We start from the raw sequence: 24,087 nt of genomic DNA on the forward strand, positions 1-24,087 counted from the left end.
CTTGTATGCCCTTAGAGCTGGGCGACGAGATCTTGCAGCAGATCGTCGTGTGCCTTGGCGTCCAGCTCGCGCTTGATCACCTTGCCCGCGCCGACCACTGCCAGGGTCACCACCTGTCCGCGCAATTGCTCGCGGGCACGGCTGACTTCCTGCTCGAGTTCGGCGGCGGCGGCGGCCTTGATGCGATTGCCCTCGGCAAGGGCGGCCTCTTTGGCTTCCTCGACGATTTCGCTGGCACGCTTCTCGGCCTTGGCCAGGATCTCGGCGGCTCGCTGCTTGGCTTCGTGTATCACCTCGGCGGCATGCTGCTCGGCCAGAACCTGCTGGTTCTTGCCGCGCTCGGCGGCAGCCAGGCCATCGGCGATCGTCTTTTTACGTTCGTTGAGTACGTTGATCAGCGGCGGCCAAACGTACTTCATGACGAACCAGACAAACACGAAGAATGCGATGAACTGACCAATCAGGGTCGCATTGATATTCATGTTCGCACCTCGTGTGGTGTGTTGGTTACAGGATTGCTGTTAAGCGGACGCAAGCGATCCTTAGCCACCAACCACGGCGAACAGGACGTAGAACGCGATACCGACGGCGATCATCGGCACGGCGTCGACCAGACCCATGATGATGAAGAACTGGGTGCGCAGCAGCGGGATCAGTTCCGGCTGACGGGCAGCGCCGTCCAGGAAGCGGGCACCGAGGATGGCGATGCCGATAGCGGCACCCAGGGCACCGAAGGACAGCATCAGGGCGCCGGCGATGTAAACGAGGGCGGTAGACATTTCCATGGTTCTCTCCTAAAGAAGTTGAAAGTTAAAGGTTGAAGATTTGAAGCAAAAAATCAGTGATGTTCCTGGTGTGCCATGTCCATGTACACGATGGTCAGCGTCATGAAGATGAACGCCTGCAGCGTGATGATCAGGATGTGGAAGATGGCCCAGCCGAGCTGCAGCACGCCGGCGAAGGCACCCAGGGCCCAGCCGGCGCCATACATGATGGCGATGAGGATGAAGATCATTTCACCGGCATACATGTTGCCGAACAGTCGCAGCGCCAGCGAGACCGGCTTGGCGACCAGCGACACGCCTTCCAGCAGCAGGTTGACCGGGATGAACAGGGTCTGCACGACCTTGTTCTTGGCCTGGAACGGCATCAGCGACAGCTCGGCGGCAAAGCCGCCGAAGCCCTTGCGCTTCACGCTGTAGTAGAGGATCAGCCAGAACACGGCGATGGACATGCCGAAAGTGATATTGGGGTCGGTGCTGGGCACCACCTTCATGAAGTGGACGCCGAACAGGCCGAAGAGGTGCGGCAGCAGGTCGACGGCGATGAGGTCCATGAAGTTCATCAGCCAAATCCACATGAACACGGTCAGCGCCAGGGGACCGATCAGCGGGTTGTTGCCGGTGAAGGAACCGCGCACCGAGGTGTCGATGAACTCGATGATCCATTCGACGAAGTTCTGCATGCCTCCCGGCACGCCGGCGGTGACCTTCTTGGCCACGCTGCGGAACAGGAAAAAGAAGATCAGGCCAAGGACGATGGACCACGCCATGGAGTCGACGTTGATCGCCCAGAAACCCATGGCCTTGGCCTCTGCGGCGGAGTGGGCAAAACCCCATTCGCCACTGGGAAGCTTGCCGTAGGTCAGGTTGGTCAGATGATGCTGTATGTAGTCAGTCGAGGTCAGTTCTTCGCTCGCCATTTTCTCGTCTCAGGGATCAATGCTGTCAGAACCGTTTGTGCCAGCAGGCTCGCGCTCAACCCCGCGAACAGCCACAGGGGCTGCAGGCGAAGGATCGCGATGCCTACGGCCAGCAGCGTAATCGTGGTCGCGAAACGCACGATGGCACTGCCGTAAATCAGGCTGGCGTTGCGCGCCAGGTTTGCGCCGGCCGACTCGGCGCGGCGGCCGTACCACAGGATCACCAGGGTACCGGCCATGGCGACGGCGCCGCCGTACAGCACCGCCCGCAGCGCCGGAACGCCATGCCAAGCCAGGGCCGCCAGGGCCAGCAACACCGTCAGCAGGAGCTGGAGGGCCAGCAATCTGCGCATGGTGTGCCGCAACTGCAGGTCGGCTGTGCTCATGCGTAAACAAGGTCTCTTCGGCGCCTGGGGCAGCCGTGAAAGACGCTGTAACCGAGGGGGAGAGTTAGTGCCGTCAGCGGCGCGGAAGTATATAGACCGCAGCCCCTAGGGTCAATGATATATCAATAAATCGTTTCTATATAAGGAAAATCAGATGAAAGTCATTAGCGTAATTTATTGATAAATGTTGAGAAATTTACTGCATCACCCCAGCAGACCGGGCTTCGATCCGGCCTGCTGGGGTGGTGTTGAGCTAGGGAAGCTCTGAATAAGTTCAGAGCTTCCGCGGCACAGGGATGTGCCGCCATTTTTCAACGACGATAAGTCGTTGAAAATTGAAGCCAAGCGACAATCACACTTTTCGCTTGGCGTGGTTTTGTCCACGGATGGACTTATGTCGCGCAGCCCAGGGAGGGGCGGGAGCGACCTGAGAAGTCCAGGATGGACTTATTCAGACCTTCCCTAGCGGATGTGGGCGAGGATGCCGTCCAGTTCGTCCAGGCTGTTGTAGGCGATCACCAACTTGCCCTTGCCCTTACCGGCCTGCCGGATGGATACCTGGGCACCGAGCCTCTGGCCCAGATCCTGTTCCAGACGACGCACGTCGGGGTCGACCGCCTTGGGCGTCGGCTTGGCGGCGGGACCCTCCAGCAGGTGCTTGACCAGGCGCTCGGTCTCGCGCACCGACAGGCCTTTGGCCACCACGCTGCGTGCCGCCTCGCTCTGGCGGGCGCCTTCCAGCGCCAGCAGGGCGCGGGCATGGCCCATTTCCAGGTCACCGTTCTCCAGCAGGCGCTTGACGTCGTCGTTGAGGGACAGCAGACGCAACAGGTTGGATACGGCGACGCGGGAGCGACCCACCGCCTCGGCGGCCTGCTGGTGGGTCAGCTCGAATTCGTCGATCAGGCGCTGCAGGGCGCGTGCCTCTTCCATGGGGTTGAGCTGCTCGCGCTGGATGTTCTCGATCAGCGCCATGGCGATGGCGGCGTTGTCCGGCACCTCGCGGATCACGGCGGGGATCTCGTGCAACCCGGCCATCTGCGAGGCGCGCCAACGGCGCTCGCCGGCGATGATTTCGTAGCGGTTGGGACCGATGGGGCGCACCACGATGGGCTGCACCACACCCTGGGCGCGGATGGAATCGGCCAGTTCCTCCAGGGTGTCGGGGTGCATGTCGATGCGCGGCTGGTACTTGCCGCGCTGGATGATGTCCACCGGCAGGTTGCGCAGGTCGCCGTCGGCCGAACTGCCGGTGGCCTCCGCCGTCGTGCCACCGCTTGCCGCCGGCACCGCCGCACTGCCCAGCAGGGCCTCGAGGCCGCGTCCCAAACCACCCTTTTTCTTCACTGCCATGCTGTACCTGCCAACTGCATTGATTGATTTTGGCAGTCCGCGAATAAACGCAAATGGACGCAAATATTCATTATCCCTGACGCATTCCGCCGAGACCCCCGTTGGGAACCAGGGGGCTTATTTGCGTATATTCGCGTTCATTCGCGGACCAATTTGTTTACTGTCTCAGCCGACCGCCGGCTGTTCCTCGCGGCGCAGGATCTCGCCGGCCAGGGCCAGGTAGGCCACGGCGCCGCGTGAGGCGCGGTCGTGGGCCAGGGCCGGCAGGCCGTAGCTGGGCGCCTCGGCCAGGCGGATGTTGCGCGGGATCGAGGTGCGGTACACCTTGTTGCCGAAGTGCAGGATCAGCTGGCCGGAGACGTCGTTGGACAAATTGCTGCGCGGGTCGAACATGGTGCGCAGCAGTCCCTCCAGCTGCAGCCGCGGATTCACCGTGCTGCGGATCTGCTCGATGGTGTTGAGCAGCGAGGAGAGGCCTTCCATGGCGTAGTACTCGCACTGCATGGGGATCATCACCGAATCGGCGGCCACCAGCGCGTTCAGCGTCAGCATGTTCAGCGAGGGCGGACAGTCCACCAGGATGAAGTCGTATTGTTCGCGCACCGGCGCCAGGGCCTCGCGCAGACGGCGCTCGCGGTGCTCGCTCTGTATCAACTCCACTTCGGCCGCGGTGAGATCGCCGTTGGTGGGCACCAGGTCGTAACCGGCCTGCTCGGCGCGCACGATCACCTGTGCTGCCGACGCGTGGCCCAGCAGCAGGTCGTAGCTGCTCTGCTCGAAGCTGTTCTTGTCCACGCCGCTGCCGACGGTGGCGTTGCCCTGCGGGTCGAGATCGATGACCAGCACGCGCCGCTTGGTCGCTGCCAGCGAGGCGCCCAGGTTGATGCAGGTGGTGGTCTTGCCGACCCCGCCCTTCTGATTGGCGATTGCGATGATCTTGCCCATCTCGTCCACTCCTCAAACGTCCGGCGCAATGCGCACGAGGTGACGTTGTGCTTCCAGACCCGGCACCGTCAGCGCAATGATCTCCCGCACCACAAAGCCCGGCGGCAGCGCGTCCAGCTCGTCCTGGGGATACTCGCCCTTCATCGCCAGCAGCGAACCGCCGGGGGCAAGCAGGTGGGCGGTACCCGCCACCATGTCGGCCAGAGACGCGAAGGCCCGGGCGGTGACGGTGTCGAACAGCTGCCCGGGCCGATATTGTTCAAGGCGCGAATGTACCACAGAGAGGTTGGAAAGCCGCAATTCCCCCTTGGCCTGGAGCAGGAAGCGGGTCTTCTTGCCGTTGCTGTCCAGCAGGGTGAACTCCCGTGCCGGATCGGCGATGGCCAGGGGGATGCCGGGCAGGCCGGCGCCGCTGCCCACGTCCAGCACCCGGGTTCCGTACAGGTAGGGTTGCACGGCGAGGGAGTCGAGCAGGTGCTTGGTGACCATCGCCAGCGGGTGGCGGATCGCCGTCAGGTTGTAGGCCTGGTTCCATTTGACGAGGAGCGCCAGGTAAGCGAGCAATCGCTCCTGCTGCGCTGCGTCCAGCGGCAGGCCGAGAGCCGCGATGCCCTGGGCCAAGGTGGCGGCCGGATCGGCGGGGTGGTTCCTGCCCATGTCAGAAGCGCCAACTGGTCTGGGCGCTGAGATAGCGCCCGCTGAGGCGAAAGCGGCCATTGAGGGTATGGCCGAGGCTGTCGGTGTTGTTGATGAGGGCGTCCTCCACATCGACGTGGGCCAGGGCAAGGTCGAGCGAGAAGGTCTGGTCGGGGGCATAGGTGGCACCCACGGCATACCAGCGGCGGTCGTTGTCGGGACCGATGGGGGTGCGGTGCTCGGGGTCGGGCACCGGCGATTCGTCATAGGCCACACCGGCGCGCAGCCGCCACTGCGGGGCGAGGCGGTAGTCGAGGCCCAGGGCATAGAAACCGGTATCGTGCCAGTTGTAGGTGCTGACGCTGTCGGCCAGGGTGTTGGCGAAATCGACACGGAACTCCTTGTGCCGGCTCCAGGCCGTCCAGGTGTAGTCGGCCAGCAGGGTCAGGCGCTCGGTCACCGCCCAGGCAGCGCTGAGGCTGACCGACTCGGGCAGATGGACGCGAGTCTTGCCGCCGCTGTCGGTGAATGTTCCGGCAAACGCCGCCGGCACATTTGCAAAGTCAGAAGTGCCGCTGATGTTCTGGCGCGTGTCGCTGTGGTAGACGGCGCCGAACTGCCACTGCGGCGTCGGCGCATAGTGCAGCCCGAGACTGTAGCCGGTGGTCCAGTTGTCGCCCTTGAGGGTTTGCTTGCCGTCGCTCTGCTGCGGCGCCAACCCCAGGGACGTGCACGCGGGCCCACCGAGCTGGGCCACGCAGATGGTGCCGAAATCCACGGCCTGACTCAGTTCGGCGGTGAGGTACTGGAAGTCGATGCTGCCGCCCACGGCCAGCGCCGGGGTGAGCTGCCAGGACAGCGCCGGGCTGATGTTGACGGTGGTCATTTCCGACTTGATGGAATGGTAGCGACCGGGCCAGCGATCATCGTATTCCAGGCCCAAGGCAAAGGGGACGTACACGCCGAGGCCGAAACGGTATTCCGGCGCCAGCTCGGCAACCATATACAGGTTGGGGGCCAGCCGGGTGGGACCGGCATCGCCGGGATTGGGGCCGCTCACCGTGGAGGCCGCATCGCTGTAGCGTGCAGTGGGCGCGATCTGGTGCACGGCGATGCTCAGGGACGAACCGGTCAGGCGCTGCATCGCCGCCGGATTGGTGTACACCACGCTGGCATCCTGCGCCTGCGCCGCCGTGCCGGCGAAGGCGCTGCCCAGGCTGCTGACGCTCTTGTCGCTGAGGGCAAAACCGGCGGCCCAGCCGGCCCCGCTTGCCGCGCACAACAGCAATGCGATGCCTCCCCTGCCGGCGCTCCTCATCCCGTTCTTCTCCCCAGCTCGCGTTTTTTCAGATGGACCAGCAGCAGCGAGATCGCCGCCGGCGTGATGCCGGGGATGCGTGCCGCCTGGCCCAGGGTGTCGGGGCGCTGGCGCGACAGCTTGTCACGCACCTCGGCGGACAGGCCGCTCACCTCGCGGTAGTCCAGGTCCGCCGGTAGCCGGGTTTCTTCATGGCGGCGCTGACGCTCGATCTCGGCCTGCTGGCGCTCGATGTAGCCGGCGTATTTGGCCTGGATCTCCACCTGCTCGGCCACCGCCGGGTCGGTCACCCCCTCACCCGCCGCCGTCAGGGTCATCAGTGAGGCATAACTCACATCGGGGCGGCGCAACAGGTCGGCGAGACGATATTCCCGGGTGATGGGCTGGCCCAGCACCCGCTCCGCCTCTGCATCCGGTACCGTCTGCGGCCGCACCCAGGTGTCGTTGAGACGCTGCTGCTCCCGGGCGATGGCCTCGCGCTTGGCCTCGAAGGCCGCCCAGCGCCCATCGTCCACCAAGCCGAGTTCGCGGCCGATGGGAGTGAGGCGCAGGTCGGCGTTGTCTTCACGCAACAGCAAGCGGTGCTCGGCACGGGAGGTGAACATGCGATAGGGTTCGCTGGTGCCGCGGGTGATCAGGTCGTCCACCATCACACCGAGGTAGGCCTCGTCGCGGCGCGGCCACCAGCCCTCGTGGCCCAAGGCTTGGCGTCCGGCGTTGAGGCCGGCGAGCAGGCCCTGTGCCGCCGCCTCTTCGTAACCGGTAGTGCCGTTGATCTGGCCGGCGAAGAACAAGCCGGGGATGTGCTTGGTCTCCAGCGTCGGGTGCAGGCCGCGCGGGTCGAAAAAGTCGTATTCGATGGCGTAGCCGGGGCGCACGATATGGGCATTTTCCAGGCCGCGGATGGAGCGCACCAGGGCGTACTGCACGTCGAAGGGCAGTGAGGTGGAGATGCCGTTGGGATACACCTCATGGGTGGTCAACCCCTCCGGCTCCAGGAAGATCTGATGCTGGTCCTTGTCGGCGAAGCGCACCACCTTGTCCTCGATGGACGGGCAGTAGCGCGGCCCCACCCCCTCGATCACCCCGGTGTACATGGGCGAGCGGTCCAGCCCGCCGCGGATGATCTCATGGGTGCGCTCCGAGGTGTGGGTGATGTAGCAGGCGATCTGCTGCGGATGGTCCGCCGCCGTGCCGAGGAAGGAGAACACCGGCACCGGGTCATCGCCCGGCTGCGCCTGCAGGATGGACCAGTCGATGCTACGGCCGTCCAGACGCGGCGGCGTGCCGGTCTTGAGGCGTGCCACGTTCACCGGCAGTTCGCGCAGGCGGCGCGCCAGGGCATTGGCCGGCGGGTCGCCGGCACGGCCGCCTTCGTAGTTGGCGAGGCCGATGTGGATGCGGCCGGCGAGGAAGGTGCCGGCGGTGAGTACGATGGCCGACGCGGCGAAACGCAGGCCCATCTTGGTCACCACGCCGACGGCACGGCCACCCTCGATGATGAGGTCATCCACCGCCTGCTGGAACAGGACGAGGTTGGGTTGGTTTTCCAGCGCACGGCGTACCACCGCCTTGTACAGCTGACGGTCGGCCTGGGCGCGGGTGGCGCGCACCGCCGGGCCCTTACTGGCGTTGAGAATACGGAACTGGATACCGGCGCGGTCGATGGCGCGGGCCATCAGGCCACCGAGGGCATCGATCTCCTTGACCAGGTGCCCCTTGCCGATGCCACCGATGGCCGGGTTGCAGCTCATCTGGCCCAGGGTCTCGATGTTGTGGGTCAGCAGCAGCGTGCGCGCGCCCAGACGCGCCGCCGCCAGGGCCGCCTCGGTCCCGGCGTGACCACCGCCCACCACGATCACATCGAATCTGTCCTGATACAGCATCGTCACCTGCGCCGCAACCAGCCAAAGGGGTGCCCATTCTACTGGCCGGAACCCTGCCCGGCCAACGACTGGCTTGGCAAACGGTGCGTGCGCAGCCCTTTTGCGACAGGTTCTACATCAACCGATGCGGCATCTCGTCACTGAGATTGAGCAGGGTAGAAACGATCTGCAGCGCCTCCTTCACGAACAGCTCCAGGTCACAAAAGGCCGGCGAGCTGTCCAACACCTGGGAGCCGTCGGCCATGGAGACGCGCAGGTCACAGACACCATCGGTCCCGCGCTCGGCGGAGACGAACAGGCCGGGCCGGGGATTGCCCTCCTGGGCCACGGCCAGGACATAGCGGTAGCGCACCGCATCCGGGCTTTCGATGTCCCCCAGCACGGTGACGACGAACTCGCCGTACTGATAACGGCGCAGGGGGATGGCGGTGGTGATGGTGGGAAAACTCATGAAACCCGTCTCTGTGCTGTTGACCTGAACGGGAGATGGGGCCGCCCGGCCGGATCGACAAGCGCCAGGGAAGCCCTGAATAAATTCGGAGCTTCAGCGGCACAGGGAGGTGCCGCCATTTTTCAACGACGACAAGTCATTGGAAAATGAAACCCAGCGAAAATCACACTTTTCGATGGGCGTGGTCTGGGAAGTCGCGGGAGCGGACGCCACAGACCCGGCCTTACGCCTGGGGAACGCCGCCGCTGTCGGCCCGGCGCTGCCCCCACGGCTGGGCGATGTCGTAGACCGGGCGCAGGAAGGACTTATTCAGACCTTCCCTAGAGGAACAGGCCATTCCAGCGCTCGGTCTCGAAACCATTGCCCTCCAGCAGGTGCACACCGACAAGGTAGATGCCGGCTGCCTCGGTCTCCCGCGACCACATCACCTCGCCGCCGAGGAAATAGCGGTCGCTGTGTTCCGTCAGGTCCACCTCCAGTCCCAGCTGGCTACCGGCCTCGACCGGGGTTTCCAGCAGCAGGCGCAGGCCGGTGGCAGACACATCCACCGTGGAACACGCCACCTCGGTTCCCACCAGCTCGGGCCGGGCCGGGGCCACCAGGATCTTCACTATCACGTTCTCATCGCGCAGCAGCCGCGGTGCGGTGCGGCGCTCTTCCGGCATGGCCATATCGCATTCCTTGTGTACAGAACTGGCCAGACTGTAACCATTACCACGGCCCGGCTCAAGCGCAGCGACTATAATGCAGCCCCCACTCCACCCGATCAGTCATGGCCAAATTCCCTCCCCAGCCCCCGCACGGCCGCGGCGCCACCGGCAGTCCGGACAACCGCTACGCCGCCCACCAGCGCGAATGGGTGGACGACGGCTGGGGCAGTCTGACGGCCTTGCCGACGCTGCGCACCGAACTGCAGGTGGACACCAGCCGCACGGTCATCACCTACAATGACTCCCCCGACGTCCCCTTCGACCGCTCCATCAATCCCTACCGCGGCTGCGAGCACGGCTGCGTCTACTGCTTTGCCCGCCCCACCCACGCCTGGCTGGGCCTGTCGCCGGGACTGGACTTCGAGAGCCGCCTGTTCCACAAACCGGACGCCCCCGCCCTGCTGCGCCAGGAACTGGCCAAGTCCGGTTACCGCTGCGCCCCCATCGCCCTCGGCATCAACACCGATGCCTACCAGCCGGTGGAGCGCGAACTGCGCCTGACCCGCGCCCTCATCGAGGTGCTGGGCGAACACGCCCAGCCCTTCAGCGTGATTAGCAAATCGGCCCTCATCGAACGCGATATCGATCTGCTGGCGGTCCTGGCCAAACACCGTCTGGTCCACGTCGCCATTTCGCTCGCCACTCTGCAGCGTTCGCTGGCCCGCCGCCTGGAGCCGCGTGCCGCTGCACCACAAAGACGGCTGGAAACCATCCGTCGCTTACACGCCGCCGGTATCCCGGTGACCGTGCTCATCGCACCGTTGATCCCGGCGCTCACCGATCACGAACTGGAAGACATCATGACGGCGGCGCGCGAAGCCGGCGCCCTCGATTGCGGCTATGTACTGCTGCGCCTGCCCCTGGAGGTGGACGAATTGTTTCAGGACTGGCTGCGCACCCACGCCCCGCTGCAGGCGGAGCGAGTGATGAACCGCTTGCGTGACTGCCGCGGCGGCAGGAACTACGACAGCCGCTTCGGCCGGCGCATGCGCGGCGAAGGTGAATACGCGGAGCTGCTTCGCCGGCGATTCCGCCTTGCTTACCGCAAACTGGGTTTCATGGATATCCCGCCACTGGACTGCACACAATTCCGCGTGCCGGGGCGGGCGCTGCAGCTGGGCTTGTTCTGAGGGGTGGCCGGACACGGCAGCGGCCGCGTCCGGCAGTGGGTGACTAGAAACGGATGCCGACACTGAGGAAGTCGACGTCGTCCTCGATCTGGGTGTACTCCACCTCGAATTGTGCCAGACCGATGCTGAAGCCGACTCCGAGACCGGCCGAGCTGCCGGTGTCGTCGTCGGACACAGAACCTATCGTCACATCTTCCCGCAGCATACCCAGCTTGGCGATGAAATAGACCGGGCCGGCGGTGCGGAATACGCCATACACCGCCTGCGTATCGATGCTGACATCCTGACCGGCATAGCTGCCATCGTCGATGCTGCTGGTGATTTCGCCCTGCACACCGATGTCGCCGAGCACCACACCCCATTCGTGACCGACCATCACGCCGGCATTGGTGGGATCGTCCATGCCGCCGACATCCACCAGCATCGGTCCGGCCTTGGCGCCGAAGAACCAGTCGGCGGCGGCGACAGGTGTAAATACCAAGTTTGCCAGCAGCAGTGTGGCGGCCAGTACGCCCGCTGACCGGGTTGGTTCTTTGGCTGTTTGTACCTTGCGCATGGTGATTCTCCCTTTGTCTCAGGTGTGGTGATGTGTGCAGGCTAGGCGCGTTCGCCATAGAGTTCTGCGGCGCGGCGCGCAAAAGCGTCGAGCAGGCGCGATGCCAGCAGGGCCAGACCGCCCTGCAGCAACGGCGCCAGCAGCGGCGCCAATTCGTAACGGGTTTCCGCCGTGACGCGGCAGCCGCCGTCCTGCGGCAGGAAATGCCAGGTTACATCCAGCCGGCGGAACGGGCCATCGAGGGCACGGATGGCAATGCGCTCCGGCGCCATGAATTCGGCACGGGAGCGGAAGCGGAAGGCGGCCGGGCCAAAACCGGCTTGCTGCTCCACCTCCAGCGCATCCGCCTCACGGCGCAGGATGCGTGCCTGGCTGTAGCCGGGCACGAACGCCGGATAGCGCTCGATATCGAGCACCAGGTCGAACAGCTGCTCGCAGCGGTAGGGCAGCCGGCGGGAGACGCAGTGGCGGGACATGACACCCTGCAGTATGCGCGCAACCCGCCGCAACGACCAGCGGCAGCAACGGTATCCCCTCGCTATGCTTAGCCGGGTAAGGCTCACGGAACGCGCCCATTTCCAAGGATTGGCGCCAAGCAGATCCCCTTCCGCCGCATGGAAACCTCCCCGGCCCTGGAGACACACCCCCCAGTGTGCCGCAGGGCTGGAGCGCTTCCACCCCAACCTCACCCGCTGCCGGACCATGAACGGATCGCCAGGCGCAGCACCCCAAACATCGGGTCTGTGAGGATACCCCTGTGGCGGTACGCGACGCCTTCGATTCACTGCGCCGCCAGCCGGAAAACCTGGCGCGGCACGAACGGCGCGAGGTGAAACAGCACGAAACGCCGCCGCACGGGCGTATCACCGCGTACGGGGGCTGGCGCAACGGTGAGGTGATCCGGCGGCGCGTATCCTGAGACACGCACCGTCGGCAGACATCAGCCGACCAGCGGCACGACCTCGCAGGCCTCGCCCACGTATTCGTTGATCACCACGATCTGCGCCTTGCGGAAGAAGTTGAACTCCGTGGCACTGGCCCAGGTGTAGGCGCCCATCATGCGGCCGACGACGAGGTCGCCCTCATTCAGTTCCGGCAACATGATGTTTTCATCGATGACGTCGATGCTATCGCAGGTGGGGCCCGCCAGCACGCTGGGGAAACGCTCGCCGTGCCACTCCAGGCAGTCCACCGGATATTTGGCGTGGTCGAACATCTGACCGCTGTAGGAGCCGTACACGCCGTCGTCCAGGTAGTACCACCAGCGGCCGTCGCGCAGGGCCTTGCCCATCACCGACGAGACGGCGGTGATCGCCGGGGCGGAGATGAAGCGGCCCGGTTCGGCGATGAGACGCACGTCGCCCGGGATCTGCGCCAGCGCCTCGCGGATCGGACGGCAGAATTCGTTGATGGGCGGCACGTCCTCGTTGTACTCCACCGGGAAGCCGCCACCGATGTCGAGCACGCTGAGCGGCGGCAGGCCGGCTTGCTTGTTCCAGGCGATGATCGCGCCGCAGGCATGGACCGCCTCCACGTGCTTGCGCGGATCGGCGGCCTGGGAACCGACATGGAACGACAGGCCCTTGATGCGGATGCCGAGGTCATGCGCCAACACCAGCAGCTCGCGCGCCGCCTCGGGAGTGCAGCCGAACTTCTTCGACAGATCGACCTTGGCGTCGGGGCTGCGGAAGGACACGCGCAGCAACAGTTCCACCTGATCGGCGTATTTGACGAACTTGCGCAGTTCGTCCGGATTGTCCACCACGAAGGTGGTGACGCCGAAGTCGAGGGCGTCGCGGATGTCGCGGTCGCGCTTGATGGGATGGGTGTGGATGCAGCGCTCCGGGGCGACACCGAGGCCGCGCACCAGGTCCACTTCGCCGCTGGTGGCGAGGTCGAACCAGGCCTCTTCCTGCATCAGGGTGGTGACCACCGCCGGGTGCGGCAGCGGCTTGAGGGCATAGTGCAAATCGACGCCGGGCAACGCCGCGGCCAGGGCGCGGTATTGTCGTCGTACCGCCTCGCAGTCGAGGATCAGCAGCGGGGCGCCATGAATGGCAACGAGACGCCGGATACGTTCGGCTTCGGGGGGTTCGTCGGCCTTGTCGCCGGCGACGATGGACGCGGTTTCACTGCGGGCATCGACCATGGTCATATACCTCCAGGCCGGGCCTCCGCTCCTCTTCTCAAGGGTGGACGAGACACGACCGACTTTGAGTTACAAGAGATCTGAATTTGAGCGGCGCCATACCAATTCAGCCGGCGCTCTCTGAATCAGGACAAATTCATTCTCTTTGGATAGATTCTCAAGCCGTATCTGGTCGTGCCGTGAGCGGGCTACCCTCAAGAAGTGGCCGGTATTCTAGAACAAACATTGCGTCGATCAAGTGTTTTTTTAGCCGGCGGCTTCGGCATCGAAGCCCTTTGCGGCCAAGGTGTTTTGCCGCTGCCGCCAGGCGGTGGCGAGCATGGCGAGAATGGCGCCGACGCAGGCCAGCCCCATGTCGCGCTGGGCATCCCAGATGTCGCCCTGGGTACCGAGATAGGCGTCACCCAGTTCGGGGCTGACGATCATCGCCACTACGGCCTCCAGCACCTCGTAAAACCCGCTGAACCCCAGCACGGCGGTGACCGCCAGAAAGTACGACCAGCCCGGCCGCACCCCGGCCGCCCGCAGCAGGATTTCGCGGAACGGATAGGCGATGAGCAGGCCGTAGGCAAAGTGGACGATGCGGTCGTAGTGGTTGCGGCTCAGGTCGAAGGCATCGCGCAGCCAGAAGCCGAGGGGCGTTTCCGCGTAGGTGTAGTGAGCGCCGACGAGGTGCAGGCTGAGAAACACGGTGAACAGGCCATAGGAGGTATTGGAGAAGGCGAAGCGGCTGTAGGTGGCGAGCAGCAGCATCCCGTAGATGAATACCAGCAGGTTCTCCAGCAGCCAGTCGAAGCGGTTGAACGGCGCGATGGCCGTCACCAGCCACAGCCCGGCCAGCCAGGCGATCATCCACTGCAGGGGGCGGTTGCGGCGGAACGGCGGCGGCTCAGCCATGGCTGCGCTGGCGCTCCAGCAACTCCTGCACCAGCGGCGCACAGATCACTTCGATGGCATGGCCCATGTGGCCACCCGGCACCACCAGGGTGTTGGGACGCGACATGAAGCTGTTGGGCAGGCGGCGCTTGAGGTCGGGGAAATCGTGGCGCTTCGGCTCGCGGAAGCGGATCACCACCATGCTTTCGTCCGGTGTCGGGATGTCGCGGGCGATGAACGGATTGGAGGTATCCACCAGCGGCACACGCTGGAAGTTGATGTCGGTGAGGGAAAACTGCGGCGTGATGTAGCGCAGGTAGTCGGGCAGGCGGCGCAGGATGGTGGCGGTCACCGCCTCGGCGGAACTGCCCTTCACCGCACAGTCGCGGTGGATCTTCTGGATCCACTCCAGATTGATGCTGGGCACCACGCCGATGAGCAGGTCCACCCAGCGCGCCACGTCGACGCCGCGATCACCCCGCTCCTGTTGCTGCTGGCGCAGCTTCATGATCAGGGGGTTGTGCGACGGGCTCATCTCGCGCCGGCTCCAGGTGGATTCGATGCAGGCGCCATGCAACCCTTCGTAAAACAACAGGTCTGAGCCGGGGGGTATTTCCTGCCATGACGTGAAGCTGCCCTCCTCGCCGCCATGCCGCACCGCCGCCTCGCGGCTGCCGAGGTAGTGGCGATAGAGGCCGCTGCCGGTACGGGAGTATTCCTGGAACAACCCCTCCAGCCGCTCGAACAGATTGGCCTCGGGCCCGAAGTGACTGATGGGACGGCCGGCCGCCTGGGCCGCGGCCACGACCCGTTTCATGGCAGCGCGGTCGTAGCGGCGGAAACTGTCGCCATCGACGAAAAAGGCGTTGATGCCCTCGCGCCGGAAGATCTCGGCAAAGGCATGTTTGACGGTCGTGGTGCCGGCACCGGACGAACCGGTCACGGCGACGATGGGATGGCGCACCGACATGGGCTACCCTCGCCTGCTTGCGGAGGGCTAACTTTAGCCCCATTTCCGGCGCCGTGACCATCCCCCGAAAGATGAGTTCTTTTAATGACAGAGGAAACCCCATGGAGCAGTCACTGAAGCGCACGCAGCTGGGTCGCTGGATCGAATCGCTGCCGGTACAGAAATTCATCATCACGTTGATCGTCATCAATGCCGTCACCCTGGGCCTGGAAACCTCGCCCGCGGTAATGGCGCAGGCGGGCGATGTGCTGCACCTGCTCGACCGCGTGATCCTGGCGGTGTTCGTGGCGGAGATCGCCATCAAGCTGGTGGCGTTCGGCGGGCGTTTCTTCCGCAATCCCTGGAATGTGTTCGACTTCGTCGTCGTCGGCATCGCCCTGGTGCCGGCCAGCGGGCCGCTGGCGGTGCTGCGTGCCCTGCGCGTGCTGCGTGTGCTGCGCCTGATTTCCATGATGCCGCGCCTGCGCCTGGTGGTGGAGGCGCTGCTGCTGGCAGTTCCGGGCATCGCCTCCATCGCCGGGCTGATGCTGCTGATTTTCTATGTGGCGGCGGTGATGGCCACCGGCCTGTTCGGCCCGCAGTTCCCGGAATGGTTCGGCAGCATCGGCGCCTCCATGTACACCCTGTTCCAGGTGATGACCCTGGAGAGCTGGTCGATGGGCATCGCGCGCCCGGTGATGGAGGCCTATCCCTGGGCCTGGGCCTTCTTCATCCCCTTCATCCTCATCGCCACCTTCACCATGCTCAACCTGTTCATCGCCATCATCGTCAACACCATGCAGACCATGCATGAGGCGGAATTCAAACAGGAGCAGGCCGCCATCGAGGAGGCGGTGCATGAGGAAAGTTCACAGGTGAGCCGGGAACTGCGCGCACTGCGCGAGGAGATTCGCGTTCTCAGGGAGGCACTGGCGGAGCGGAACGATCAGGCGTAGACGTCGAGCAGGGTGCCGCTGGTGCTGTCGGGATCGGCCGCTCGTTCACTGCGGGTCAGCTCACGCTGCAGATCGCCCACCGTCTGCTGCAGATCGGCATTCTCGCTGACCAGGCGGCGCTGCTCGGCACGCAGGTCGCGGTTCTCACCCTGAAGCTGGGCGTTTTGCTGCACCAGTGCGCCGTTTTCCGCACGCAACTGGCGCTCCTGCAGGCTTGGCCCGCGGCTGGCCGGAGTGATGGGGCTGGAGAGAGAGGTATCGATCATTGCATCCACCTCCGGAAACTTCCCGGTAGCAATGCAAGTCTAGTCAACATGTTGCGCTGCTGCCAGCACCAGCCCCGGGGCGGCGGTTGTATAGTTAGGGACCACCCTCGGTGAAAGGTTTCCCATGTACGCCCTACTCAATCAGGTCATAACCCAGGCCGGCCAGATCATCCTCGGCAAGGAACACCCCATCCGCCTCGCCCTCGCCTGCCTGCTCGCGCGCGGCCACCTGCTCATCGAGGACCTGCCCGGCGTGGGCAAGACCACCCTCGCCCATGTCCTCGCCACCACCCTCGGGCTGCGCTTCAACCGTATCCAGTTCACCTCGGACCTGCTGCCGGCCGATATCCTCGGTGTCTCGGTATATGAGCGTGAGTCGGGCGAGTTCCGCTTCCACCCCGGCCCGATCTTCGCCCAGCTGATCCTGGCGGACGAGGTCAACCGTGCCACACCCAAGACCCAGAGCGCCCTGCTGGAGGCGATGGAAGAGCATCAGGTCAGCAGCGAGGGCGAGACACGCCCTCTGCCGGAGCCCTTCTTCGTCATCGCCACGCAGAATCCTGCCAATCAGATCGGCACCTTCCCCCTGCCGGAGTCGCAGCTGGATCGCTTTCTCATGCGCATCGAGCTGGGTTATCCCGATGCCCAGGCCGAACGTGCCCTGCTCGCCGGCAGCGATCGGCGCGAGCTGCTCGCCGGATTGCCGCCGGTGATGACACCGGAACAGCTGGTGCAGGCGCAGGCCCAGGTGCGGGCCGTGAAGGCCAGCCCGGCCTTGCTCGACTACGTGCAGGCCTTGCTGGAATACTCGCGCCGCTCGCCGCACTTCCTCACCGGCCTGTCGCCGCGCGCCGGCCTCGCCCTGCTCGCCGCAGCACGCGCCTGGGCCCTGCTGGACGGGCGCGACTTCGTTCTGCCGGAAGACGTGCAGGCGGTTCTGCCGCACGTGGTCGGCCACCGCCTGCAGCAGGTGCAGGCCGATGGCGCCGGCGGCAGCACGGTGCTGGCGGCCCGGTTCAACGAGGTCGCCATTCCCTGATCGCCGTGGCCACGCCCCTCACCCTGCGCCAGCGCTTCAGCCTCGCCCGCTTCCTGCGCGGCCTCGGCACCGAAACCGGTCCGGTCACCCTGGACCGGCGCCGGATCTATATTTTGCCGACGCGGCAGGGGCTGCTGCTCGGCGCGGTGCTGCTCGCCATCCTGCTCGGCGCCATCAACTACGACAACGGCCTCGCCTTCGCCCTGGTGTTCCTGCTCACCGGGCTGGGCGTGGTATCGATCCTGCACACCTGGCGCAATCTGCTCGGCCTGCGTCTGGAGGCGGGGCGCTGCCCCGCGGTATTCGCCGGGGAGACGGCGCGTTTTCCCGTCGGTGTGCACAACGACGGCGGCGAGGTGCGGCCGGCGGTCATACTGCAGGCGGCCCATGGCAGTGAAGCAATGGCAGACATGGGGCCGGGCACGCAGTGGGTGGAGCTGGCCCGCCCGGCCCCCCGGCGCGGGCGACTGCCCCTGGGCCGCATCACCGTCGCCACCCGTTTTCCCCTCGGCCTGTTCCGTGCCTGGTCGCCGCTGGAACTGGCCATGGACTGCCTGGTCTACCCGGCCCCGGCGCCACAACGCGGCCTGCCGCCGGATCAGCCCGGCACCGCTGGCAGCGGTGGCGAACGCGGCCAGGGGCACGACGATTTTGCCGCCCTGCGCCCCTACCATGCCGGCGACTCCCTGCGTCATGTGCACTGGAAGGCGGTGGCGCGGGAACAGGGCATGCACACCAAGCAGTTCGCCGGCGAGGCGGCGCAGGAACTGTGGCTGGCGTGGGAGTTGCTGCCGGGAGTGGCGCCGGAGGCACGGCTGTCGCGCCTGTGCCGCTGGGTACTGGAAGCCGATGCCGCCGGTCTCGCCTATGGCCTGCGCCTGCCGGATCGGACCATTGCACCCGACTTCGGCCCGGCGCAGCGCCGCCGCTGTCTGGAGGCGCTGGCCCTGTACGGGGAGCGGCCATGATCCCGCTGCACGGCCGATTGTGGTTGCTGGGCGCCCTGGCCGCCGTGCTGTTGCCGCAGCTGTTGCGCCTGCCGCCCTGGCTTGCGACCTGTTGCGCGGGGCTGCTGGGCTGGCGTCTGGTCATCGACCTGCGCAGCCGGGCACTGCCCGGCCGCTGGTCGCGCCTGCTGCTCACCCTGCTGGGCATCGGCGCCGTGCTGCTCGGCTACCGTACCCTGTTCGGGCCGGACGCCGGCCTTGCCCTGCTCAGCGTCATGCTGTGCCTCAAGCTGCTGGAGTTGCGCACCCTGCGCGATGCCGTGCTGGTGATCTTCCTCGGCTGGTTCCTGGTGGCGGGCGGCTTTCTGGTGGACCAGTCCATCTTTGTCGGCGCCTATCTGCTGCTTACCGTGTGGCTGCTCACCGCCGCCCTCATCGCCCTCAACCATCCGGGCGGTCCGGCGCACCGCTATTACCTGCGCCGCGCCGGCCTGCTGCTGGCGCAGTCCCTGCCCATCATGGTGTTGCTGTTCGTACTGTTCCCGCGCCTGCCCGGTCCCCTGTGGGGCGTGCCCAAGGACAGCCTCGTGGCACGCACCGGCATTTCCGACCACATGACCCTGGGCACCATCAGCGAACTGGCCGAATCGGAGGCGGTGGCCTTTCGCGTGCAGTTCGACGGCCCGGTACCGCCGGCCGATCAGTTGTACTGGCGCGGCCCGGTACTGTGGACCACCGATGGCCGGCGCTGGGACCCGATACCGCGTGAGTTTCCGCCGGCGTGGTTTCGCGATGCCCCGGGCTATGAGGCGCTCGGCGAGCCGGTACGCTATGCGCTCACCCTTGAGTCCCACGATGAACACTGGCTGTTTGCGCTGGAGCTGCCCGCCGCCCTGCCGCCGGGACTCAACCTCAGCGCCGACTTCCAGTTGCTGCTGCCGCGCAAGGCCACCACGCGCCAGCGCTACGAACTGGCCGCCCATACCCGCTACCGCACCGGGGCGCTGCCGGATGAACAGCGTCGCCTCGGCCTGCAGTTGCCGGCGGGGCGCAACCCGCGCAGCCTGGCATTGGGCCGGGAGTGGGCCGACAGGGCGCCGGCGGACATCGTGCGCACCGCCCTGGAGCTCTTCCGCGCGCAACCCTACTGGTACACGCGCCGTCCGCCCCTGCTCGGCGAGCACGCCATCGATGATTTTCTGTTCGCAACGCAACGCGGCTTTTGTGAACACTACGCCGCCGCCTTCGTCACCCTGATGCGCGCCGCCGGGGTACCGGCACGGGTGGTCACCGGCTATCAGGGCGGCGAGAGCAATCCCCTCGCCGACTATCTCATCGTGCGCCAGTCGCACGCCCATGCCTGGGCGGAGGTGTGGCTCGACGGCCAGGGCTGGACACGCATCGATCCCACCGCCGTCATTCCGCCGCAGCGTGTAGAAACTGAAGCCGATCTGCAGCGCTTCCGTTCCACCGCTACGCCATTGCTGAATGCCGACCTCGGCTGGATCACGCGCAACCTGTCCCGACTGCGCTACGGCTGGGACGCGCTCAACAATGCCTGGAATCAGTGGGTGCTCGGCTACAACCACCAGCGGCAGAAGGAACTGCTGCAACGGCTCGGCCTGCTGCATTTCGGCTGGCAGGGTGTGGTGGTCGCGCTGTTCGGGGCGATGGGTCTGGTACTGGCGGCGGTGGCGGTGTTTTTGTTGCGGCAGGGACGAGCGCGCACGGATGCGGTCGTGCGTTTGTTTGAGCGTTATTGCCGCAAGCTCGCCCGTATCGGGTTGCGACGCCTGCCGCACGAGGGTCCGGCCGACTTTGCCGACCGCGTGGCCGCCGCGCGACCGGATCTCGCCGAAGCCAGTAACGAGGTCAGTGCGCTTTATGTCGCGCTGCGCTATGGCGCAGCCCGAACCGAAACGCTGTCGCGACTACGCGATGCCGTTGCGCGCTTTCGACCACGCCGGCGCCGCGGCTCAGCGGCGACCGCGGCGTAGAGAATTATTTACCGATACAGAAACTGGAGAAAATGCGGCCGAGCAAATCGTCCGCCGTGAATACTCCGGTGATCTCGCCCAGGGCCTGCTGTGCCTGCTGCAACTCCTCGGCCAGCAATTCACCGGCACCGAGCCCCAGCTGCGCGACGCCTGTCGCCAGGTGGCCGGCAGCCCGCTCGAGGGCATCGAGGTGGCGGCGCCGCGCACTGAAGACCCCTTCACCGGCGGCGTGGTAACCCATGCTTTGTTTCAGGTGTTCACGCAGCAGGTCCAGCCCATCCCCACTGCGGGCCGACAGATAAACGTGCAACCCGTCATCGCATTGTTCGACACTGGCGGGATGGCCGCTGAGATCGATCTTGTTATGGATGAAGGTTATCGGCAATCGATCCGGCAGGCGGGCGAGAATACTGCGTTCCGCATCACTCATGCCCGTGCGATCGTCCAGCAGCAGCAACACACGATCGGCGCGCTCGATCTCCGCCCATGCGCGGCGCATGCCTTCCTGTTCGATGGCATCCATGCTTTCGCGCAGACCGGCGGTGTCGATGATGTGCAGCGGCATGCCGTCGATGCTGATCTGTTCCCGCAGCACATCGCGGGTGGTGCCGGGAATGTCGGTAACGATGGCACTGTCGCGCCCGGCCAGGGCATTGAGCAGGCTGGACTTGCCGGCGTTGGGCTGGCCGGCCAGCACCACATGCATGCCCTCGCGCAGCAGGCTGCCCTGTTGCGCGGCTACCTGCACGGCGTGCAACTGTTCCTGCACGGCAGCCAACCGGGCCGCAACAACGCCGTCGGCGAGGAAATCGATCTCTTCTTCGGGAAAATCGATGGCTGCCTCCACATACAGGCGCAGCTGGATCAACTCTTCGGTGAGCGCACCGACTCGGCGCGAGAACTCCCCTTGCATTGATCGCAGCGCACTGCGCGCCGCCTGTACCGAGGTGCTGTCGATGAGATCGGCGATGGCCTCGGCCTGGACCAGGTCGAGTTTGTCGTTGAGGAAGGCGCGCTGGGAAAACTCGCCGGGGCGGGCCGGACGGGCACCGAACTGCAATGCCGTTTGCAGTAAAAGGTCCATCACCACCGGTCCGCCGTGTCCCTGCAGTTCCAGCACGTCTTCGCCGGTAAAGGAATTGGGCGCGGCAAAATAGAGGGCGATGCCCTGATCTATGACTGCACCACGGCTGTCGCGAAATGGCAGATATTCCGCGTGCCGCGGCGCCGGACAACGCCCCAGCATACCTTCGGCGATGGTGGCCGCCTGTGGCCCGGAGATGCGGACGATGCCGACGCCGCCACGGCCGGGGGGCGTGGCGACGGCGGCAATGGTATCGCTATCGCGAGAGGGTGTTTCCACTCTCACGCTCGTTGCAAGATCAGGCCTTCACCACGTAGCGGGTGATGTACCACTGCTGGGCGACGGACAACACGTTGTTCACCACCCAGTACAGCACCAGGCCGGAGGGGAAGAAGGCAAAGAAGAAGGTAAACACGATGGGCAGGGCCATCATTACCTTGGCCTGGATCGGATCCATCGGCGTCGGATTCAGGCGGTGCTGGATCAGCATGCTGATACCCATCAGGATCGGCAGCACGTAATAGGGGTCCATGGTGGACAGGTCCTTGATCCACAGGATCCACGGCGCCTGGCGCAATTCCACGCTTTCCAGCAGCACCCAGTACAGGGCGATGAATACCGGAATCTGCACCAGGATCGGCAGGCAGCCGCCGAGCGGATTGATCTTCTCTTCCTTGTACAGCTTCATCATCGCTTCGTTGAGTTTCTGGCGATCATCGCCATAACGCTCCTTCAGCGCCTGCATGCGCGGGGTCATCTTGCGCATATGGGCCATGGACTTGTAACTGGTGGCGGACAGCTTGAAGAAGGCCAGCTTGATCAGCAGGGTCAGGATCACGATGGACCACCCCCAGTTATCCACCAGCTTGTTGATCTGCTTGAGCAGCCAGAAGATCGGATCGGCGATGAAGGTGAGCTTGCCGTAGTCGACGGTGAGCGCCAGACCATCGGCGATATCGCTCATCTCCGCCTGCAGCTTGGGACCGACATACAGGCGGGCCTGGTAACGCCCTTCGGCGCCGGGCGCCACCTGCATACCCTGGTCGATCATACCGAGCAGGTAGCGATTGTTGCCGAGGGCACGACTGTAATAATCGTGCTGCGCCTGTTGCGGCGGGATCCAGGCGGCGACGAAGTAGTGCTGGATCATGGCGGCCCAACCACCGGTCAGGGTGCGGTTGAAGGCTGCCTTGTCCATGGCATCGAAATCGATCTTCTCGTACTTCAGCTCTTTACCGTGTACCACACCGCCGGTATAGGTGTAGATGCCGAAGGCCCCGGTGCTTTCGCTCGGACGCTGACGCTGCAACTGATAATACGCGTGGGCAACCCAGGGCTGCTGGGTCTTGTTGCGCACGGCATAGTCCACGTTTATCACATAGTCGCCACGGCGGAAGGTGTAGATCTTGTCCACCTCCACCCCTTTACCATCATCCCATTGCAGGCGTACCTGTAGTTCGTCCTGACCGTCAGCCAGACGATATTCGTCCTGCGTGGCCTGGTAGACGGCATAGTGGTCCGGCACCTGCTCGGCCGTGGTCGCGCTGCCGGGTCGCAGGCCCGATTGGGCGATGAACAACAATGCACTGCTATCATCCAGCAGGCGGGTCGGCTCATCCTTCTTGTCCAACGATACCGGGTATTTGATCAGATCGGCACGACGCAGGTCACCACCCTGGGTGTCGATCTCCACGGTGTAGACATCGGTGTAGACACGGACACGTTTGGCGCTTGTCAGCCCCTCGCGCATTTCCTGGACCACGGCTGCGGAGCTGGTGGGCAGATCGTTGGCGGTTGCAGGTGCCTGCGCGGTGGCTACCGGCACGGGCGGCTGCGGCCCGTAATCCTTTTGCCACGCCTGGTAGAGCATGAGCAGGACAAAGGAAAGCGCAATGACGAGCAGCAAGCGTTGGAAGTCCATGGGTGTTTAGTCTTTCTTGTCAGGTACCGGATCGAAACCGCCTTCATGCCAGGGATGGCAGCGCGCGAGGCGGCGCACGGCCATCCAGCCTCCACGCCAGGCACCGAAACGTTCGATGGCCTCGTGGGCGTAGCAGGAGCAGGAGGGATGAAAACGACAATTGTTGCCCAGAAACGGGCTGATAAGGTAGCGGTAGGCACCGATGAGCAGGATCAGGATTTTTCGCATCGCTTTGCCAACTCCTCCCAGCTCCTGTCGATGGCGGCACGCAGTTCCTGCGAGGAGAGTGTGTCGATGCCTGCGCGCCCCAGCACCACGATGTCGACGCCGCCGAGATTGTGCTGGTGCAAACGGAAGCTTTCGCGCAACTGACGGCGGATACGGTTACGATCGACAGCGCGCCGTACCTGCCGCTTGGCGAGGGCTATCCCCAGCCTTGGATGGCCCAGGGTATTGGCTGTTGCCAACAAGGTGAAGGCGGAACCGGACAAGCGCCAGTCCGCCCCCTTGAAGATCCGCTGGAACTCCTCCGGCCGTAACAGCCGACGGTTACGGGGAAAACCATACGCGTCGTGCAAGACGCGGGCGCGGTCAGACGGTCAGACGGGCACGACCCTTGGCACGACGGGCGGCCAGGATCTTGCGGCCGTTCTTGGTTGCCATGCGCGCACGGAAACCATGGGTGCGCTTCTGCTTCAGTACGCTGGGTTGAAAGGTTCTCTTCATGATTAAGGCTCGTCCGTTTCAGATGATCGGCGCGGCCCGGTTTCGGGCCATGGAAAAAAGAGGCGCAAAATACTTTGAAAGCAGCCTACTTGTCAATAATGGCG

General features: G+C 64.9%; 28 protein-coding genes. 6 read left to right on the forward strand and 22 right to left on the reverse strand.

Annotation, left to right across the window (positions count from 1 at the left end):
* Positions 1-11: 11 nt before the first annotated feature.
* The 11 genes from EP379_RS16150 to EP379_RS16200 form a co-directional block, all read right to left on the reverse strand.
* The gene (locus tag EP379_RS16150) at positions 12-482 is read right to left on the reverse strand and encodes a F0F1 ATP synthase subunit B (protein WP_127478751.1); all 471 of its coding nucleotides are present in this window, start codon (positions 480-482) and stop codon (positions 12-14) included.
* Positions 483-542: 60 nt separating this feature from the next.
* A complete protein-coding gene (gene atpE, locus EP379_RS16155) occupies positions 543-785 on the reverse strand; it encodes a F0F1 ATP synthase subunit C (protein ID WP_127478752.1) in 243 nt (80 codons plus the stop codon).
* Between the two features lie 53 nt (positions 786-838).
* A complete protein-coding gene (gene atpB, locus EP379_RS16160) occupies positions 839-1,702 on the reverse strand; it encodes a F0F1 ATP synthase subunit A (protein ID WP_127478753.1) in 864 nt (287 codons plus the stop codon).
* Entirely contained in the window at positions 1,684-2,088 is a 405-nt protein-coding gene (locus tag EP379_RS16165) for an ATP synthase subunit I (RefSeq protein WP_127478754.1), read from the reverse strand. The genes atpB and EP379_RS16165 overlap by 19 nt, the downstream gene beginning before the upstream one ends.
* Before the next feature lie 462 nt (positions 2,089-2,550).
* A complete protein-coding gene (locus EP379_RS16170; RefSeq protein ID WP_127478755.1) occupies positions 2,551-3,441 on the reverse strand; it encodes a ParB/RepB/Spo0J family partition protein in 891 nt (296 codons plus the stop codon).
* A gap of 165 nt (positions 3,442-3,606) precedes the next feature.
* On the reverse strand, positions 3,607-4,386 hold the full coding sequence (locus tag EP379_RS16175; protein WP_127478756.1) for a ParA family protein: 780 nt from the start codon (positions 4,384-4,386) through the stop codon (positions 3,607-3,609).
* A 12-nt stretch (positions 4,387-4,398) separates the two neighbouring features.
* Positions 4,399-5,043: a 16S rRNA (guanine(527)-N(7))-methyltransferase RsmG gene (gene rsmG / locus EP379_RS16180; RefSeq protein ID WP_127478757.1), complete on the reverse strand. Its 645-nt coding sequence runs from the start codon at positions 5,041-5,043 to the stop codon at positions 4,399-4,401.
* A 1-nt stretch (position 5,044) separates the two neighbouring features.
* Positions 5,045-6,340: an OmpP1/FadL family transporter gene (locus EP379_RS16185; protein ID WP_127478758.1), complete on the reverse strand. Its 1,296-nt coding sequence runs from the start codon at positions 6,338-6,340 to the stop codon at positions 5,045-5,047.
* The gene (mnmG, locus tag EP379_RS16190; protein ID WP_127478961.1) at positions 6,337-8,226 is read right to left on the reverse strand and encodes a tRNA uridine-5-carboxymethylaminomethyl(34) synthesis enzyme MnmG; all 1,890 of its coding nucleotides are present in this window, start codon (positions 8,224-8,226) and stop codon (positions 6,337-6,339) included. Before mnmG ends, EP379_RS16185 begins: the two co-directional genes overlap by 4 nt.
* A gap of 112 nt (positions 8,227-8,338) precedes the next feature.
* The gene (locus tag EP379_RS16195; RefSeq protein ID WP_127478759.1) at positions 8,339-8,677 is read right to left on the reverse strand and encodes a hypothetical protein; all 339 of its coding nucleotides are present in this window, start codon (positions 8,675-8,677) and stop codon (positions 8,339-8,341) included.
* Between the two features lie 320 nt (positions 8,678-8,997).
* Positions 8,998-9,348 carry a PilZ domain-containing protein gene (locus EP379_RS16200; protein WP_127478760.1) on the reverse strand — a complete coding sequence of 117 codons (351 nt, stop codon included), beginning with the start codon at positions 9,346-9,348 and terminating at the stop codon, positions 8,998-9,000.
* A gap of 101 nt (positions 9,349-9,449) precedes the next feature.
* Between EP379_RS16200 and EP379_RS16205 the strand changes: the two genes are divergently transcribed.
* Positions 9,450-10,517 (forward strand): PA0069 family radical SAM protein, encoded by a 1,068-nt coding sequence (locus tag EP379_RS16205; RefSeq protein WP_127478761.1) that lies wholly within the window; start codon positions 9,450-9,452, stop codon positions 10,515-10,517.
* A gap of 43 nt (positions 10,518-10,560) precedes the next feature.
* Here EP379_RS16205 and EP379_RS16210 read toward each other — a convergent pair whose 3' ends face one another.
* A complete protein-coding gene (locus EP379_RS16210; protein ID WP_127478762.1) occupies positions 10,561-11,073 on the reverse strand; it encodes an outer membrane beta-barrel protein in 513 nt (170 codons plus the stop codon).
* Between the two features lie 41 nt (positions 11,074-11,114).
* Positions 11,115-11,549, reverse strand: coding sequence for a type II toxin-antitoxin system RatA family toxin (locus tag EP379_RS16215; protein WP_172600519.1), 435 nt, complete (start codon positions 11,547-11,549; stop codon positions 11,115-11,117).
* 281 nt (positions 11,550-11,830) lie between these two features.
* On the opposite strand from EP379_RS16215, the gene EP379_RS16445 reads away from it, so the two are divergent.
* Positions 11,831-11,992 (forward strand): hypothetical protein, encoded by a 162-nt coding sequence (locus EP379_RS16445; protein ID WP_172600520.1) that lies wholly within the window; start codon positions 11,831-11,833, stop codon positions 11,990-11,992.
* 21 nt (positions 11,993-12,013) lie between these two features.
* Here EP379_RS16445 and EP379_RS16220 read toward each other — a convergent pair whose 3' ends face one another.
* The 3 genes from EP379_RS16220 to EP379_RS16230 form a co-directional block, all read right to left on the reverse strand.
* A complete protein-coding gene (locus tag EP379_RS16220; protein WP_197722822.1) occupies positions 12,014-13,228 on the reverse strand; it encodes a type III PLP-dependent enzyme in 1,215 nt (404 codons plus the stop codon).
* Positions 13,229-13,468: 240 nt separating this feature from the next.
* Complete coding sequence (locus EP379_RS16225) at positions 13,469-14,119, reverse strand: DUF2238 domain-containing protein (RefSeq protein ID WP_172600521.1); 651 nt, start codon at positions 14,117-14,119, stop codon at positions 13,469-13,471.
* Positions 14,112-15,068, reverse strand: coding sequence for a phosphoribulokinase (locus tag EP379_RS16230; RefSeq protein WP_127478764.1), 957 nt, complete (start codon positions 15,066-15,068; stop codon positions 14,112-14,114). The genes EP379_RS16225 and EP379_RS16230 overlap by 8 nt, the downstream gene beginning before the upstream one ends.
* Positions 15,069-15,169: 101 nt before the next feature.
* Here EP379_RS16230 and EP379_RS16235 point away from each other — a divergent pair, with 101 nt between their 5' ends.
* Complete coding sequence (locus EP379_RS16235) at positions 15,170-16,003, forward strand: ion transporter (protein ID WP_127478765.1); 834 nt, start codon at positions 15,170-15,172, stop codon at positions 16,001-16,003.
* Here the strand turns inward: EP379_RS16235 and EP379_RS16240 are convergent.
* A complete protein-coding gene (locus tag EP379_RS16240; RefSeq protein WP_127478766.1) occupies positions 15,994-16,269 on the reverse strand; it encodes a hypothetical protein in 276 nt (91 codons plus the stop codon). The two genes, EP379_RS16235 and EP379_RS16240, sit on opposite strands and share 10 nt — an antisense overlap.
* Positions 16,270-16,393: 124 nt before the next feature.
* Between EP379_RS16240 and EP379_RS16245 the strand changes: the two genes are divergently transcribed.
* From EP379_RS16245 to EP379_RS16255, 3 genes are read left to right on the forward strand one after another with little or no spacing between them, the layout of a single operon-like run.
* Positions 16,394-17,308 (forward strand): AAA family ATPase, encoded by a 915-nt coding sequence (locus EP379_RS16245; protein ID WP_127478767.1) that lies wholly within the window; start codon positions 16,394-16,396, stop codon positions 17,306-17,308.
* Positions 17,309-17,313: 5 nt separating this feature from the next.
* The gene (locus EP379_RS16250) at positions 17,314-18,276 is read left to right on the forward strand and encodes a DUF58 domain-containing protein (protein ID WP_197722823.1); all 963 of its coding nucleotides are present in this window, start codon (positions 17,314-17,316) and stop codon (positions 18,274-18,276) included.
* Positions 18,273-20,252 (forward strand): transglutaminase TgpA family protein, encoded by a 1,980-nt coding sequence (locus tag EP379_RS16255; protein ID WP_127478768.1) that lies wholly within the window; start codon positions 18,273-18,275, stop codon positions 20,250-20,252. The genes EP379_RS16250 and EP379_RS16255 overlap by 4 nt, the downstream gene beginning before the upstream one ends.
* A 4-nt stretch (positions 20,253-20,256) precedes the next feature.
* Here the strand turns inward: EP379_RS16255 and mnmE are convergent, their stop codons facing one another.
* From mnmE to rpmH, 5 genes are read right to left on the reverse strand one after another with little or no spacing between them, the layout of a single operon-like run.
* Positions 20,257-21,615: a tRNA uridine-5-carboxymethylaminomethyl(34) synthesis GTPase MnmE gene (gene mnmE / locus EP379_RS16260; protein ID WP_127478769.1), complete on the reverse strand. Its 1,359-nt coding sequence runs from the start codon at positions 21,613-21,615 to the stop codon at positions 20,257-20,259.
* Between the two features lie 19 nt (positions 21,616-21,634).
* Complete coding sequence (gene yidC / locus EP379_RS16265; protein WP_127478770.1) at positions 21,635-23,257, reverse strand: membrane protein insertase YidC; 1,623 nt, start codon at positions 23,255-23,257, stop codon at positions 21,635-21,637.
* Positions 23,258-23,263: 6 nt separating this feature from the next.
* Positions 23,264-23,485: a membrane protein insertion efficiency factor YidD gene (gene yidD, locus EP379_RS16270; protein ID WP_127478771.1), complete on the reverse strand. Its 222-nt coding sequence runs from the start codon at positions 23,483-23,485 to the stop codon at positions 23,264-23,266.
* Complete coding sequence (gene rnpA / locus EP379_RS16275; protein WP_127478772.1) at positions 23,470-23,835, reverse strand: ribonuclease P protein component; 366 nt, start codon at positions 23,833-23,835, stop codon at positions 23,470-23,472. The genes yidD and rnpA overlap by 16 nt, the downstream gene beginning before the upstream one ends.
* A 13-nt stretch (positions 23,836-23,848) precedes the next feature.
* Positions 23,849-23,983, reverse strand: coding sequence for a 50S ribosomal protein L34 (gene rpmH, locus EP379_RS16280; protein ID WP_127478773.1), 135 nt, complete (start codon positions 23,981-23,983; stop codon positions 23,849-23,851).
* Positions 23,984-24,087: the final 104 nt, after the last annotated feature.

The sequence above is a fragment of the Sulfurivermis fontis genome, from assembly GCF_004001245.1.
Classification (GTDB): Bacteria; Pseudomonadota; Gammaproteobacteria; order Thiohalomonadales; family Thiohalomonadaceae; genus Sulfurivermis; species Sulfurivermis fontis.